This window comes from Pseudobutyrivibrio xylanivorans DSM 14809 (assembly GCF_900141825.1).
Lineage (GTDB): Bacteria > Bacillota > Clostridia > Lachnospirales > Lachnospiraceae > Pseudobutyrivibrio > Pseudobutyrivibrio xylanivorans.
Genome location: NZ_FQYQ01000007.1, coordinates 56,759 through 71,005, shown reverse-complemented (window position 1 = coordinate 71,005; position 14,247 = coordinate 56,759). Strand labels below are relative to the sequence as shown.

Sequence of the window (14,247 nt, the reverse complement as noted above, 5' to 3'; positions counted from 1 at the left end):
TTGTCTCTATTTATTATTATTTTCTTACCCATCTTCCGCTGGCTCCGCATGGGAGTATAAGACCAGACTCTGTAACAGGAAGTCCAATCTCATCAGCAGTTACTTCACCAGGATGGTTCTTAAGAAGAGCAGTGCTAATCATATAATTAAGAACTGCAGGCTGAAGACCAGTGGTGTATGAGTTAACAAGGAAGAAGAGCGCATCATCAGCTAAGATCTCTTCGCAAAGCTGGATGAATGGGAAAATATCATCCTCAATTTTCCAAACCTCATTTTTAGAACCTCTTCCATATGAAGGAGGATCCATGATAATTCCATCATATTTATTCCCACGACGGATTTCTCTCTCTACGAACTTACGGCAGTCATCTACAAGCCATCTGATAGGTGCATCGGCAAGGCCAGATGAAGCAGCGTTTTCCTTTGCCCACTGAACCATACCCTTGGATGCATCTACGTGAGTAACCTGGGCACCAGCTGCAGCAGCTGCAAGTGTGGCACCGCCTGTGTATGCGAAAAGGTTAAGAACCTTAACCGGACGATTCTTCTCTTTTATTTCCTTATTTATAATAGAAGAAAACCAATCCCAGTTAACAGCCTGTTCTGGGAAAAGACCTGTGTGCTTAAAAGCGAAAGGCTTCAAATTAAATGTGAGCTTCTTATCACAGATAGGGTAGCTGATAGTCCACTGCTCTGGAAGGTCAAAGAACTCCCACTCGCCGCCACCCTTATTTGAACGATGGTAATGAGCGTTTAGCTTCTTATAATAAGGAGAGCTTTTCTTTGTGTTCCAAATGACCTGTGGATCTGGACGAAGAAGAACATAGTCTCCCCAACGCTCAAGCTTCTCACCAGAGCTACAATCTATTATTTCGTAATCTTTCCAATTTTTGGCTTCCTGCATTTTTATACCTGTTCTTTCTATATATAATATGTAGTCTTGACATAACTAGTTGCCTTGACTATTATACTTAAAGATTGTCAATGTTCAATGACTTCTAGTTCAAAAAATTCAATTAAACCACTAGATTTAGTAGTTCTGAAAATTGTACTTGAAAAAATACAATTATTTTCATCTTTTTCTTGCATATACCCCTGTCCGCGTGTATATTATAACTTGCTGTGACATGATAGCTATGAAGCGTGAGGTTGCAACCTAGTTACTCAGGTTGGTTTTCCGTGGAGCGAATGTCAAGTTAGGAAACTGACGACAAGTCACTGTACAACAGAAAACCGTCCGCATTCGCGGAGACGACGTGTGAGAACTTGGTTCGAACTTTGAGTTTTAAACCATGATACACACGGGTAAGTGTACAGTCGCCACTTGTTCGATTTTTCAGAAGTCAGAAAAAACGAAAAAGGAGGAGACTTTTTTTATGGCAAATCAAGTTATGAGAATCACACTCAAGGCTTATGATCATGAGTTAGTAGATTCATCTGCCAAGAAAATCATCGAGACTGTTAAGAAGAACGGAGCACAGGTTAGTGGTCCAGTACCTCTTCCAACAAAGAAGGAAGTTGTTACAATTCTTAGAGCTGTACATAAGTACAAGGACTCTCGTGAGCAGTTCGAGCAGAGAACTCATAAGAGATTGATTGATGTCATCGACCCAACACAGAAGACTGTTGAGGCACTTTCTAAGTTAGAGATGCCAGCAGGTGTTGAGATCAGCATCAAGAACAAGTAATTGAGTTCAACTAATTTTAGTTAACATCCAAGATGGTTTTATATAGAAGCAACTTAGATTTCTTATCTAGTTCCACTTATATGACACTGTTCTAGGATGAACGGTTCCGCTACCCCATAGTATGGGCAAGAAGCGTTCCGCTGTAGAAAATGGAGGTAAGAAAAATGAAGAAAGCTATTTTAGCTACAAAGGTCGGAATGACTCAGGTCTTCAATGAAGGCGGCGAGCTTATTCCTGTAACTGTACTTTCTGCTGGCCCATGTGTTGTTACACAGATTAAGACAGTAGAGAACGACGGTTACGATGCAGTTCAGGTTGGCTTTGTTGACAAGAAGGTTAAGCTTGTTAATAAGGATGCTAACGGACGCAAAGAAATCATTCATCGCAATGGCGTAAACAAGCCAGAGAAGGGTCACTTCGATAAGGCTGGTGTTGAGCCAAAGAGATTTGTTAGAGAGTTCAGATTTGATAATTGTGCAGATTACGCACTCGCTCAGGAAATCAAGGCTGATATCTTTGAGGCTGGCGACAAGGTTGACGCTACAGCAACATCAAAGGGCAAGGGATTCCAGGGTGCTATCAAGAGATTAGGTCAGCACAGAGGACCTATGGCTCATGGTTCTAAGTTCCACAGACACCAGGGTTCAAACGGTGCATGTTCATCACCTAGCCGTGTATTCAAGGGCAAGGGTATGCCTGGTCAGATGGGCGGAACAAGAGTTACAATCCAGAATCTTGAGATTGTACGTGTTGACGTTGAAAACAATCTGCTTTTAGTAAAGGGTGCTGTTCCAGGACCAAAGAAGTCTCTTGTAACAATCAAAGAGTCAGTTAAAGCAGGAAAGTAATCTTACGATAGGAAAGGAGGAACTTAGCAATGGCTAAAGTATCCGTATTTAATATGGAAGGCAAAGAAGTTGGCAGCATGGATCTTAACGATAGCATCTTCGCAGTTGAGATCAATGAGCACTTAGTGCACATGGCAGTTGTCCAGCAGCTTGCAAATAACCGTCAGGGAACACAGAAGGCTAAGACTCGTTCTGAGGTTTCTGGTGGTGGTAGAAAACCTTGGAGACAGAAGGGAACAGGTCATGCAAGACAGGGTTCTACAAGATCTCCACAGTGGACAGGTGGTGGCGTAGTATTCGCACCAACTCCAAGAGATTATTCATTCAAGCTTAACAAGAAGGAGAAGAGAGCAGCTCTTAAGTCTGCACTTACTTCAGTTGTTAACGAGAACAAGTTCATCGTTGTTGACGAGCTTAAGCTTGATTCTATTAAGACAAAGGATTTCGCAAAGGTTCTTACAAACCTTAACGTTGAGAAGGCTCTCGTAGTTCTTGATACAAACGATCAGAACGTAGTAATGTCTGCAAAGAACATTCCTACAGTTAAGACAGCTCTTACAAACACAATCAACGTATATGACATCCTTAAGTACAACACAGTAGTAGTAACAAAGGCTGCTGTTGATCAGATTCAGGAGGTGTATGCATAATGGCAAACGTACAGTACTATGACGTAATCCTTAAGCCTGTAATCACAGAGAAGTCTATGAACGCAATGGCTGAGAAGAAGTATACATTCCTTGTTCATCCAGAAGCTAACAAGACTATGATTAAGGAAGCTGTTGAGAAGATGTTCGACGGAGTAAAGGTTGCATCAGTTAACACAATGAACGCTGATGGCAAGACAAAGAGACGTGGAATGACTTACGGAAAGACAGCAAAGACAAAGAAGGCTATCGTACAGCTTACAGCTGATAGCAAAGATATTGAGATTTTCTCAGGTCTTTAAGATTTAGGTCTTTTATAGACAAGAGTTAATTAATTTTATGTGCAGTCGAGCACGACAATAAACGAGTTTTTGAAAGGAGAATCAAAATGGGAATTAAGACATATAACCCATATACACCTTCGAGAAGAAATATGACTGGTTCAGATTTCTCAGAGATTACAAAGAACTCTCCAGAGAAGTCACTTACTGTTTCACTTAAGAAGCACGCTGGTCGTAACAATCAGGGTAAGATTACCGTAAGACACCACGGTGGCGGTAATAGACAGAAATATAGACTTATCGATTTCAAGAGAAATAAGGATGGAATTCCTGCAAAGGTTATCGGTATCGAGTACGATCCAAACAGAACAGCTAACATCGCTCTTATCTGCTACGCAGACGGCGAGAAGGCTTACATCCTTGCTCCAGCTGGTCTTACAGACGGCATGACAGTTATGAACGGTGCTGACGCTGAAGTTAGAGTTGGTAACTGCTTACCACTTGAGAAGATTCCAGTTGGTACTCTTATTCACAATATTGAGCTTTATCCAGGTCGTGGCGGACAGCTCGTTCGTTCAGCTGGTAACTCAGCTCAGCTCATGGCTAAAGAAGGAAAGTATGCAACACTTCGTCTTCCTTCAGGCGAAATGAGAATGGTACCTCTTAACTGCCGCGCATCTATCGGTGTAATCGGTAACGGTGATCACAACCTTGTTAAGATCGGTAAAGCTGGTCGTAAGAGACACATGGGTATCAGACCTACAGTTCGTGGTTCTGTTATGAACCCTAATGACCATCCACACGGTGGTGGTGAGGGCCGCGCTCCTATCGGACGTCCAGGTCCATGCACACCTTGGGGCAAGCCAGCTCTTGGTCTCAAGACAAGAAAGAAGCACAAGCAGTCTAACAAGCTCATCGTAAGAAGACGCGATGGTAGAGCAATCAAATAAGGAGGATACACATGGCACGTTCATTAAAAAAAGGACCATTTGCTGATGCAAGCTTATTAAAGAAGGTTGACGCTATGAACGCAAACGGCGACAAGTCAGTTATCAAGACATGGTCACGTCGTTCTACAATCTTCCCACAGATGGTTGGACATACAATTGCAGTACATGACGGAAGAAAGCATGTTCCAGTATATGTTACAGAAGACATGGTTGGACACAAGCTTGGTGAGTTCGTTGCTACTAGAACCTACAGAGGTCACGGTAAGGACGAGAAGAAGTCAAAGGTACGCTAATTAGAGGAAAGGAGTTTTAATCATGGCTAAGGGACATAGATCTCAAATTAAACGTGAGAGAAACGATGTAAAGGATACAAGACCTTCAGCAAAGTTATCTTATGCTAGAATGTCAGTTCAGAAGGCTTGTTTCGTACTTGATGCCATTCGTGGTAAGGATGTTGATACAGCTCTTGCTATCGTAATGTACAATCCAAGATACGCTTCAAGTGTTATAGAGAAATTACTTAAGTCTGCTATTGCAAACGCTGAGAACAATAACGGCTTAGATCGTAAGGACCTTGTTGTAGCTGAGTGCTATGCTAATAAGGGACCTACAATGAAGAGAATTAGACCAAGAGCACAGGGTAGAGCTTACAGAATCGAGAAGAGAATGAGCCACCTTACAATCGTGCTTGATCAGAAAAATTAAGGAGGCAAAACATGGGACAGAAAGTTAATCCTCATGGCTTAAGAGTCGGTGTTATTAAGGACTGGGATTCTAAGTGGTATGCTGAGGGCGAGAACTTCTCAGACTACTTAGTTGAAGACTATAATATCAGAAAATTTCTTAAGAAGAAGCTTTACGCTGCAGGCGTTTCAAAGATTGAAATCGAGCGTGCTGCTGGTAGAGTAAAGGTTACTGTTTACACAGCAAAGCCAGGCGTTGTTATCGGTAAGGGCGGCGCTGAGATCGACAAGATTAAGAGTGAGCTCCAGAAGCAGACAAGCGATAAGCTTGTAGTTGATATTAAGGAGATCAAGAGACCAGATCGTGATGCACAGCTTGTAGCTGAGAACATCGCAGGTCAGCTTGAGAACCGTGTATCATTCCGTAGAGCTATGAAGTCTTGCATGGGTCGTGCTATGAAGACAGGTATCAAGGGTATCAAGACAAGCTGTTCAGGACGTCTTGGTGGTGCTGATATGGCTCGTTCAGAGTCTTACAATGAAGGTACTATTCCACTTCAGACACTTCGTGCTGATATTGATTATGGATTCGCTGAGGCTGACACTACTTATGGTAAGGTTGGTGTAAAGGTATGGATCTATAAGGGTGAAGTACTTCCAAAGAAGAAGAATGTGGAAGGAGGAGCCGAGTAATATGTTAATGCCAAAGAGAGCGAAGCATAGAAAGCAGTTCCGTGGAAACATGGCTGGAAAAGCTTCAAGAGGAAATAAGATTGCATACGGTGAGTTTGGTATCGTTGCAATGGAGCCAGCTTGGATCAAGTCTAATCAGATCGAGGCAGCTCGTATCGCTATGACACGTTACATTAAGCGTGGTGGTAAGGTTTGGATTAAGATTTTCCCAGACAAGCCAGTTACAGCTAAGCCTGCTGAAACTCGAATGGGTTCAGGAAAGGGTACACTTGAATATTGGGTAGCTGTTGTTAAGCCGGGCCGTGTATTATTCGAGATCTCAGGAGTATCTGAGGAAGTTGCTAGAGAAGCACTTCGTCTCGCTACACATAAACTTCCTTGCAAGTGCAAGATAGTTTCCCGTGAGGATTTAGAAGGCGGTGAAGCATAATGAAGAATACAAAGTACGTAGAAGATTTAAAGAACACTTCAGTAGCAGAGCTTAATGCTCAGCTCGTAGAAGCTAAGAAAGAACTTTTCAACTTAAGATTCCAGAATGCTACAAACCAGTTAGATAACACAGCAAGAATCCGTGAAGTTCGTCGTAACATTGCACGTATTCAGACTGTTATCACAGAAGCTGAGAAGAATGCTTAATTAACCTAGAATCTTAATTATTTGAAAGGAGATCAAAAACGTGGAAAGAAACTTAAGAAAAACACGTACAGGTGTTGTTGTAAGCGACAAGATGGATAAGACAATCGTTGTTGCAATCCGTGACAATGTAAAGCATCCACTTTACAACAAGATCGTTAAGAAGACATATAAGCTTAAGGCACACGATGAGAACGGCGATGCTCACATCGGTGATACAGTAAAGGTTATGGAGACAAGACCACTCTCTAAGGATAAGAGATGGAGACTCGTTGAAGTAATCGAGAGAGCAAAATAATTAAAGGAGGCTACTATAATGGTACAACAGGAAAGTAGATTAAAGGTAGCTGATAATACAGGTGCCAAGGAAATCCTTGTTATCCGTGTTATGGGTGGATCTACAAGAAGATATGCCAACATTGGCGACGTAATTACTGCTACCGTTAAAGATGCAACACCAGGTGGCGTTGTAAAGAAGGGTGACGTTGTTAAGGCAGTAGTTGTTCGTTCAGTAAAGGGTGCCCGTCGTAAAGATGGTTCTTATATCAAGTTTGATGAAAATGCTGCAGTCATCATCAAAGATGACAAGACTCCAAGAGGAACTCGTATTTTTGGACCTGTAGCTAGAGAGCTTCGTGAGAAGCAGTTCATGAAGATTGTTTCTCTCGCTCCAGAAGTATTGTAGGAGGAAGAACGAATGGCAACAATGAAAATTAAAAAAGGCGATACAGTTCGTGTCATCGCAGGTGGCGATGTTAACAACGAAGGTAAGGTTATCGCAGTAGATAAGAAGAATAACACCGTTACAGTTGAAGGTGTTAACATGGTTAAGCGTCATGTTAAGCCTAGCATGGCTAACCAGGCAGGCGGTATCATCGAGCAGGAAGCTCCTATCGATGCTTCAAATGTTATGTTACTTCATAACGGTCAGCCTACACGCGTTGGCTTCAAGATGGACGGAGATAAGAAGGTCCGTTTCGCTAAGAAGACTGGCGAAGTGATTGACTAATTGAAGAAAGGAGAACAGTTCGTTGAGTAGATTAAAAGATCAGTATCTTAATGAGATCGTACCAGCAATGGTAGAGAAGTTTGGATACAAGAATATTATGGAAGTTCCTAAGATCGAAAAGATCGTTGTCAACATGGGTGTTGGCGAGGCAAAGGACAACGCAAAGCTTCTTGAGTCTGCAGTTAATGATATGGAAAAGATTACAGGCCAGAAAGCTGTTACAACAAAGGCTAAGAATTCTGTTGCTAACTTCAAGATTCGTGAAGGTATGGCAATCGGATGTAAGACTACACTTCGTGGAGAGAAGATGTACGAGTTCGCAGATCGTCTCATCAATCTTGCACTCCCACGTGTACGTGACTTTAGAGGTGTAAATCCTAATTCCTTCGATGGTAGAGGTAACTATGCACTTGGTATCAAGGAGCAGATTATCTTCCCTGAGATCGAGTACGATAAGATCGACAAGACTCGTGGTATGGATATCATCTTCGTAACTACAGCTAAGACAGATGAAGAGGCAAGAGAATTACTTCGTTTATTCAACATGCCTTTCGCTAAGGAAGCATAGGAGGAAAGTTATGGCAAAGAAGTCAATGAAAGTAAAGCAGCAGCGCGCAGCTAAGTTCTCTACACAGGAATATAGCCGCTGCAAAATCTGCGGTCGTCCACATGCATACCTTAGAAAGTATGGTATTTGTAGAGTATGTTTCCGTGAGTTAGCTTACAAGGGTCAGATCCCAGGCGTTAAGAAAGCTTCATGGTAAGATAACGAGCACAGATTGAAAATTAGGAGGAAATTGCATCATGAATATGAGTGATCCAATAGCAGATATGCTTACAAGAATCCGTAATGCAAATACTGCAAAACATGATACAGTAGATATTCCTGCATCAAAGATGAAGCTTGCAATTGCAGACATTCTTGTAGATGAAGGATTTATCACAAAGTACGACATCGTTGATAATGGTAACTTCAAGGATATCCGTGTTACATTAAAGTACGGTGCAAACAAGAACGAGAAGATCATTTCTGGTATTAAGAGAATCTCTAAGCCAGGTCTTCGTATTTACGCTGGTAAGGACGATATCCCATACGTTTTAGGTGGTCTTGGTATCGCTATCCTTTCAACAAACAAGGGCATCATCACAGATAAGGAAGCTCGTAAGCTTCAGGTTGGTGGCGAAGTTCTTGCATACGTTTGGTAATCAATATCAAACAATAAGTAACTAATTACCAAAAAGTATAACCCGGTTATAGAAGCCGGACATACTATCTTATTTAAGGAGGTACGGGCATGTCACGTATAGGAAGAATGCCAATCGCAGTTCCAGCTGGTGTTACAGTTGAGATTGCAGAAAATAATCATGTGACTGTAAAAGGTCCTAAGGGTACTCTTGAGAGAACACTTCCATCAGAGATGGATATCAAGCTTGAGGGTGCAGAAGTTGTTGTTACTAGACCTAATGATTTAAAGAAGATGAAGTCTTTACATGGTCTTACAAGAACACTTATCAACAACATGGTTGTTGGTGTTACTGATGGCTATGAGAAGACTCTTGAGGTTAACGGTGTAGGTTACAGAGCATCAAAGGCTGGTAAGAAGCTTACTCTTAACCTTGGTTACTCACACCCAGTTGAGATGGAAGATCCAGAGGGTATCGAGTCAACTGTTGACGGAAATAAAATTATCATCAAGGGTATCGACAAGGAAAAGGTTGGTCAGTACGCTGCCAACATCAGAGATAAGAGAAGACCTGAGCCATACAAGGGTAAGGGTATTAAGTACTCTGATGAAGTTATTAGACGTAAAGTCGGTAAGACCGGTAAGAAATAGTAAAGGAGTGAATGTAAAATGGTAAGTAAGAAATCTAGATCAGTAGTTCGCCAGACAAAGCATAGAAGACTTCGTAACACTCTAGCCGGTACTGCAGAAAGACCACGTTTAGCAGTGTTCAGAAGCAACAATCACATGTATGTTCAGGTTATTGATGATACATGTGGAAATACACTCGTTTCAGCATCTACTCTTGACGCAGACGTTAAGGCAGATCTTGCAAAGACAAATAACGTAGAAGCTGCTTCAAAGCTTGGTACAGTTATTGCAAAGAAGGCACAGGAAAAGGGAATCAAGGAAGTCGTATTCGACAGAGGTGGTTACATTTATGCCGGCAAGGTTGCAGCTCTTGCAGACGCAGCTAGAGAAGCTGGATTAGAATTCTAGGAGGAGAACACATGAAACGTGAAATCATTGACGCTAGCCAGTTAGAGTTAACTGAGCAGGTTGTAGAAATTAAGCGTGTAACAAAGGTTGTTAAGGGTGGACGTAACATGCGTTTCACAGCTCTTGTTGTAGTAGGCGATAAGAACGGACACGTTGGCGCTGGACTTGGCAAGGCAGCTGAAATTCCTGAAGCTATCCGCAAGGGTAAGGAAGATGCAATGAAGAAGCTCATCACAGTTAAACTTGATGACAACCACAGTATTACACATGACATTCAGGGTAAGCACACAGGTGCTTCTGTCCTTCTTAAGAAGGCTCCAGAAGGTACTGGTATCATCGCTGGTGGTCCAGCACGTGCCGTATGTGAGCTTGCAGGTATTGGAAATATCCGTACAAAGTCACTTGGATCATCAAATAAGCAGAACGTTGTTCTTGCTACTATCGAGGGACTTAAGCTTCTTAAGTCACCTGAAGAAGTAGCTAAGGCTCGTGGCAAGAAGGTTGAAGACATTCTTGCTTAAGGAGGAAAGTAAAATGGCAGAGAAGAAGTTAAGAGTAACACTCGTAAAGTCTACAATCGGTGCTGTTCCTAAGAACAAGAAGACTGTAGAAGCACTTGGCCTTAGAAAGGTCAATAAGACTGTTGAGCTTCCTGACAACGACAGCGTTCGCGGAATGCTTAGAATGGTCAATCACTTAGTAAAAGTTGAAGAAATTTAATAGAAGGAGGTGCCATAATGGATTTATCTAACTTACAGCCAGCAGAAGGCTCAAAGCATAGCGATAATTTCAGAAGAGGCCGTGGACACGGTTCAGGAAATGGCAAGACTGCTGGTAAGGGTCATAAGGGACAGAAGGCTCGTTCTGGCGGAAGCATTAGACTTGGATTCGAAGGTGGACAGATGCCTTTATACAGACGTCTTCCTAAGCGTGGTTTCAAGAACAGAAATACAAAGGAAATCGTTGGTATCAATGTTTCTTATTTAGAGAGATTTGATAATGGTGCTACTGTAACTGTTGAGTCACTTATCGAGAGCGGTATCATTAAGAACCCTCGCGATGGCGTTAAGATCCTTGGTGGCGGAGAGCTTACAAAGAAGCTCAATGTTAAGGCTAATGCTTTTAGCGCAAGTGCAAAGGAAAAGATTGAAGCTTTAGGCGGAACTGTAGAGGTGATCTAATATGCTTCAAACACTACGCGATGCTTTTAAAATTAAAGATTTAAGAAGACGAATTGGTTTTACATTTTTAATGCTTATTGTTGTTAGGCTTGGAAGCTTGCTTCCAGTGCCTGGCATCAATGGTAGTGCCTTTAGCAGTCTCTTCGCGGATAGTGACAGTGCATTGAATTTCTTCGATTCAATCACTGGTGGTTCTTTTTCAGCAATGTCAGTATTTGCACTGAACATTACACCATACATTACCTCTTCAATTATTATGCAGTTGCTTACAATTGCATTTCCTAAATTAGAAGAGATGCAGCGAGATGGTGAAGCTGGTCGAAAGAAGATGACTCAGATTACACGTTATCTTACAGTCGGCTTAGCACTGGGGGAATCTATTGCTATGGCAATTGGTTTTGGAAGAAGCGGATACCTTGTAGCTTATAATCCTTTATATGTTATTTTAGTTGTAGCTTCTCTTACAGCAGGTTCTGCAGTTCTTATGTGGATCGGTGAGAGAATTACAGAACGAGGAATCGGAAATGGTATTTCAATAGTACTTACTATTAACATTATCAGCCGTATCCCATCTGATTTAACAAAGCTTTATGAGCAGTTCATGAAGGGTAAGACAGTACCAAAGGCAACACTTGCTGGAATTATTATTGCGGCAATCATCGTTGCACTTGTAGTATTTGTTGTTATCTTACAGAGCGCAGAAAGACGTATCCCAGTACAGTATTCCAATAAAATTCAGGGTAGAAGACAGGTTGGTGGTAACTCATCTGTAATTCCTATGAAGGTTAATACAGCAGGTGTTATCCCGGTTATCTTCGCACAGTCCCTGTTACAGACTCCAATAATGCTTGTTCAGCTTTTCGACAAGAATGGCGTTCAGGGATTCTGGGGTAAAGTATTAAATGCTATGAATCAGTCTAACTGGTTTAACCCAGGAAATTGGGTAAATACAATTGGTGCAGTTGTATATGTACTTCTCATCATTGGATTTGCTTATTTCTACACAGAGATTACATTTAATCCACTTGAGATTGCTGAGAATCTTAAGCGTTCAGGCGGATTTATCCCTGGTATTAGACCAGGAAAGCCAACTTCAGATTACTTAACAAGCATTCTGAAGCACATCATTTTCATTGGTGCAATTGGTCTTTCAATCGTAGCTATACTTCCACTCATCTTTAACGGTTTACTTGGCGCAAGCGTTTCATTTGGTGGAACATCAATCATCATTATTGTTGGTGTTATCGTTGAGACACTTAAGCAGGTTGAATCACAGATGATGGTTCGTAATTACAAAGGATTTTTAAATGACTAATCGTCATTAAGATACCAAGGGAGATACGTGGGATTTCTGCGTATCTCTTAAGGTGTTTTTAGAGAAAAATTTTATCGACAATCTACTTATGCAGGAGGTTTTTATAAAAATGAAGATTATTATGTTAGGTGCACCTGGTGCAGGCAAAGGAACACAGGCAAAGCAGATTGCCTCTAAGTATTCTATTCCTCACATTTCGACAGGTGATATATTCCGTGCTAACATTAAAAACGGTACAGAGCTTGGCAAGAAGGCAAAGGAATACATGGATCAGGGTTTGCTTGTTCCAGATGAACTTACATGTGATCTTGTTATGGACCGTATTGCACAGGATGACGCAAAAAATGGATTTGTATTAGATGGATTCCCAAGAACAATTCCTCAGGCAGAGGCTCTTGATGCTGCTCTTACAAAGATTGGTCAGTCTATGGACTATGCAATCGATGTAGACGTTCCAGATGAGAATATCATCAACAGAATGTCGGGGCGTAGAGCATGTCTTAACTGTGGAGCTACATATCACATCGTTTCTATTCCACCTAAGAAGGAAGGAATTTGTGATACATGTGGTAACGAGCTTGTACTTAGAGAAGATGACAAGCCAGAGACAGTAAAGAAGAGACTTGATGTATATCATGATCAGACACAGCCACTTATCGATTACTATAATGGTAAGGGTATTCTTAAGTCTGTTGATGGTACACAGCCAATGGAAAAAGTTTTTGAGGATATCACAGCTATTTTAGGAGCTTAAGATGTCGGAAGTTATAACTATTAAAACTGAAGAAGAAATTCAATTAATGAGAGAAGCTGGAAAGATTCTTGCTCAGGTTCATGAGACTCTTGCAAAAGAGATTCATGAAGGTATGTCTACTTTAGATGTAGATAGACTGGGTGAGGAAGTCATTAGAAGTTTTGGCTGTGAACCAAACTTCAAGGGCTTGTATGGCTATCCAGGAAGCGTTTGTGTTTCTGTTAATGATGAAGTGGTTCATGGCATACCAACAGCAGATCACATTTTAGTAAATGGTGATATTGTCAGTTTGGACACAGGAGTTTTGTATAAAGGTTATCACTCAGATGCGGCTCGTACAGTCGGTGTTGGAGAGATTAGCGAAGAGGCAAGACTTCTTATAGAAAGAACACGACAGTCTTTCTTTCAGGGAATGAAATTTGCAACAGCTGGAAATCATCTTTATGATATTTCAGGGGCAATCGGCGATTATGCCGAGAGTTTTGGTTATGGAGTTGTCAGAGATTTAGTTGGACATGGAATTGGCCGTTCTTTACATGAAGCTCCAGAAATTCCAAACTTCCGTCGTAAATTTAGAAAAGGACCTAAGCTTATTAAGGGCATGACTCTTGCAGTTGAGCCAATGATAAATGCAGGTGGTCCTGATGTAGCTTGGATGGATGATGAGTGGACAGTTGTTACAATGGATGAGTCTTTATCAGCTCATTATGAAAATACAATTGTTATAACAGATGGAGCTCCAGAGATTCTTACACTTACTCCAACAGAGCTTTCAAATCCGGAGGGAAATAAATGGATTTAATGCTTGCAACATCAAAGGCAGGTCATGATAGAAAACAGGTATATGTAATACTGGAAGAAAGAGATGATTTCTATATGATAGCAAATGGCACAACCAAGCCGGTTGCTAAGCCTAAGAAAAAGAAAAAGATTCATTTACAACTTATAAAAAATATTCCATCAGAAGTGTTGGATGAAATCCAGGATAAAGAAGCGCTGGATGATATAACTATTAAAAGAATTCTTAAGGTTTATAATAGGAGGAACCAGGATGTCTAAGGCAGATGTTATTGAAGTTGAGGGAGTTGTTGTTGAAAAACTTCCAAACGCAATGTTTAAAGTAGAGCTTGAGAATGGTCACCAGATTCTTGCTCACATCAGTGGTAAGTTAAGACAGAATTACATTCGTATCTTACCAGGTGATAAAGTTACAATCGAAATGAGTCCTTATGATCTTTCTAAGGGAAGAATTATTTGGAGAGATAAGTAATAAATAGTTATTGAAAAAAGATATTGACATACTGACAAACGGTCGCTATACTATTAAGCGGACGTTTTTGGAA

At 41.2% G+C, this 14,247-nt stretch carries 27 protein-coding genes; 26 read left to right on the top strand and 1 reads right to left on the bottom strand.

Annotated features, from left to right (window positions below):
* Positions 1-16: 16 nt before the first annotated feature.
* Entirely contained in the window at positions 17-904 is an 888-nt protein-coding gene (locus BUA88_RS07085; protein ID WP_072914969.1) for a class I SAM-dependent methyltransferase, read from the bottom strand.
* Between the two features lie 472 nt (positions 905-1,376).
* Here BUA88_RS07085 and rpsJ point away from each other — a divergent pair, with 472 nt between their 5' ends.
* From rpsJ to infA, 26 genes are all read left to right on the top strand, one after another.
* Positions 1,377-1,688: a 30S ribosomal protein S10 gene (rpsJ, locus tag BUA88_RS07080; protein WP_015548360.1), complete on the top strand. Its 312-nt coding sequence runs from the start codon at positions 1,377-1,379 to the stop codon at positions 1,686-1,688.
* A 164-nt stretch (positions 1,689-1,852) separates the two neighbouring features.
* The gene (gene rplC, locus BUA88_RS07075; protein WP_015548359.1) at positions 1,853-2,536 is read left to right on the top strand and encodes a 50S ribosomal protein L3; all 684 of its coding nucleotides are present in this window, start codon (positions 1,853-1,855) and stop codon (positions 2,534-2,536) included.
* Between the two features lie 29 nt (positions 2,537-2,565).
* Positions 2,566-3,186 (top strand): 50S ribosomal protein L4, encoded by a 621-nt coding sequence (gene rplD, locus BUA88_RS07070; protein ID WP_015548358.1) that lies wholly within the window; start codon positions 2,566-2,568, stop codon positions 3,184-3,186.
* Complete coding sequence (gene rplW, locus BUA88_RS07065) at positions 3,186-3,485, top strand: 50S ribosomal protein L23 (RefSeq protein WP_028248325.1); 300 nt, start codon at positions 3,186-3,188, stop codon at positions 3,483-3,485. Before rplD ends, rplW begins: the two co-directional genes overlap by 1 nt.
* An 86-nt stretch (positions 3,486-3,571) precedes the next feature.
* Positions 3,572-4,414: a 50S ribosomal protein L2 gene (rplB, locus tag BUA88_RS07060; protein WP_015548356.1), complete on the top strand. Its 843-nt coding sequence runs from the start codon at positions 3,572-3,574 to the stop codon at positions 4,412-4,414.
* 11 nt (positions 4,415-4,425) lie between these two features.
* The gene (rpsS, locus tag BUA88_RS07055; protein WP_028242197.1) at positions 4,426-4,707 is read left to right on the top strand and encodes a 30S ribosomal protein S19; all 282 of its coding nucleotides are present in this window, start codon (positions 4,426-4,428) and stop codon (positions 4,705-4,707) included.
* A gap of 22 nt (positions 4,708-4,729) precedes the next feature.
* A complete protein-coding gene (gene rplV / locus BUA88_RS07050; protein ID WP_015548354.1) occupies positions 4,730-5,119 on the top strand; it encodes a 50S ribosomal protein L22 in 390 nt (129 codons plus the stop codon).
* 11 nt (positions 5,120-5,130) lie between these two features.
* Positions 5,131-5,790, top strand: a complete 660-nt coding sequence (gene rpsC / locus BUA88_RS07045; RefSeq protein ID WP_072914965.1) for a 30S ribosomal protein S3 — start codon at positions 5,131-5,133, stop codon at positions 5,788-5,790.
* A 1-nt stretch (position 5,791) separates the two neighbouring features.
* Positions 5,792-6,220 carry a 50S ribosomal protein L16 gene (gene rplP, locus BUA88_RS07040; protein ID WP_072914961.1) on the top strand — a complete coding sequence of 143 codons (429 nt, stop codon included), beginning with the start codon at positions 5,792-5,794 and terminating at the stop codon, positions 6,218-6,220.
* Positions 6,220-6,426, top strand: coding sequence for a 50S ribosomal protein L29 (rpmC, locus tag BUA88_RS07035; protein ID WP_015548351.1), 207 nt, complete (start codon positions 6,220-6,222; stop codon positions 6,424-6,426). Before rplP ends, rpmC begins: the two co-directional genes overlap by 1 nt.
* 40 nt (positions 6,427-6,466) lie before the next feature.
* Positions 6,467-6,721 carry a 30S ribosomal protein S17 gene (gene rpsQ, locus BUA88_RS07030; protein WP_028234423.1) on the top strand — a complete coding sequence of 85 codons (255 nt, stop codon included), beginning with the start codon at positions 6,467-6,469 and terminating at the stop codon, positions 6,719-6,721.
* Positions 6,722-6,739: 18 nt separating this feature from the next.
* A complete protein-coding gene (gene rplN, locus BUA88_RS07025; protein WP_015548350.1) occupies positions 6,740-7,108 on the top strand; it encodes a 50S ribosomal protein L14 in 369 nt (122 codons plus the stop codon).
* 12 nt (positions 7,109-7,120) lie between these two features.
* Positions 7,121-7,432, top strand: a complete 312-nt coding sequence (gene rplX, locus BUA88_RS07020; RefSeq protein ID WP_015548349.1) for a 50S ribosomal protein L24 — start codon at positions 7,121-7,123, stop codon at positions 7,430-7,432.
* 22 nt (positions 7,433-7,454) lie between these two features.
* Positions 7,455-8,000, top strand: a complete 546-nt coding sequence (gene rplE / locus BUA88_RS07015) for a 50S ribosomal protein L5 (RefSeq protein ID WP_028234422.1) — start codon at positions 7,455-7,457, stop codon at positions 7,998-8,000.
* A gap of 10 nt (positions 8,001-8,010) precedes the next feature.
* The gene (locus BUA88_RS07010) at positions 8,011-8,196 is read left to right on the top strand and encodes a type Z 30S ribosomal protein S14 (protein ID WP_015548348.1); all 186 of its coding nucleotides are present in this window, start codon (positions 8,011-8,013) and stop codon (positions 8,194-8,196) included.
* A gap of 40 nt (positions 8,197-8,236) precedes the next feature.
* Entirely contained in the window at positions 8,237-8,638 is a 402-nt protein-coding gene (gene rpsH, locus BUA88_RS07005) for a 30S ribosomal protein S8 (RefSeq protein WP_015548347.1), read from the top strand.
* Positions 8,639-8,727: 89 nt separating this feature from the next.
* Positions 8,728-9,267: a 50S ribosomal protein L6 gene (gene rplF / locus BUA88_RS07000; protein WP_015548346.1), complete on the top strand. Its 540-nt coding sequence runs from the start codon at positions 8,728-8,730 to the stop codon at positions 9,265-9,267.
* Positions 9,268-9,285: 18 nt separating this feature from the next.
* The gene (gene rplR, locus BUA88_RS06995; protein WP_015548345.1) at positions 9,286-9,654 is read left to right on the top strand and encodes a 50S ribosomal protein L18; all 369 of its coding nucleotides are present in this window, start codon (positions 9,286-9,288) and stop codon (positions 9,652-9,654) included.
* Positions 9,655-9,665: 11 nt separating this feature from the next.
* Positions 9,666-10,175, top strand: a complete 510-nt coding sequence (gene rpsE, locus BUA88_RS06990) for a 30S ribosomal protein S5 (RefSeq protein WP_015548344.1) — start codon at positions 9,666-9,668, stop codon at positions 10,173-10,175.
* Positions 10,176-10,188: 13 nt separating this feature from the next.
* Positions 10,189-10,374 carry a 50S ribosomal protein L30 gene (gene rpmD, locus BUA88_RS06985; protein ID WP_015548343.1) on the top strand — a complete coding sequence of 62 codons (186 nt, stop codon included), beginning with the start codon at positions 10,189-10,191 and terminating at the stop codon, positions 10,372-10,374.
* Positions 10,375-10,391: 17 nt separating this feature from the next.
* Entirely contained in the window at positions 10,392-10,835 is a 444-nt protein-coding gene (gene rplO, locus BUA88_RS06980) for a 50S ribosomal protein L15 (RefSeq protein ID WP_072914949.1), read from the top strand.
* 1 nt (position 10,836) lies between these two features.
* Positions 10,837-12,150, top strand: a complete 1,314-nt coding sequence (gene secY, locus BUA88_RS06975; RefSeq protein WP_072914944.1) for a preprotein translocase subunit SecY — start codon at positions 10,837-10,839, stop codon at positions 12,148-12,150.
* 109 nt (positions 12,151-12,259) lie between these two features.
* Entirely contained in the window at positions 12,260-12,904 is a 645-nt protein-coding gene (locus BUA88_RS06970) for an adenylate kinase (RefSeq protein ID WP_072914941.1), read from the top strand.
* A gap of 1 nt (position 12,905) precedes the next feature.
* Positions 12,906-13,706, top strand: coding sequence for a type I methionyl aminopeptidase (gene map, locus BUA88_RS06965; RefSeq protein WP_072914936.1), 801 nt, complete (start codon positions 12,906-12,908; stop codon positions 13,704-13,706).
* Positions 13,697-13,963: a KOW domain-containing RNA-binding protein gene (locus tag BUA88_RS06960; RefSeq protein ID WP_072914932.1), complete on the top strand. Its 267-nt coding sequence runs from the start codon at positions 13,697-13,699 to the stop codon at positions 13,961-13,963. The genes map and BUA88_RS06960 overlap by 10 nt, the downstream gene beginning before the upstream one ends.
* Positions 13,956-14,174: a translation initiation factor IF-1 gene (gene infA, locus BUA88_RS06955; RefSeq protein WP_015548337.1), complete on the top strand. Its 219-nt coding sequence runs from the start codon at positions 13,956-13,958 to the stop codon at positions 14,172-14,174. The genes BUA88_RS06960 and infA overlap by 8 nt, the downstream gene beginning before the upstream one ends.
* The last annotated feature ends 73 nt before the right edge of the window (positions 14,175-14,247 follow it).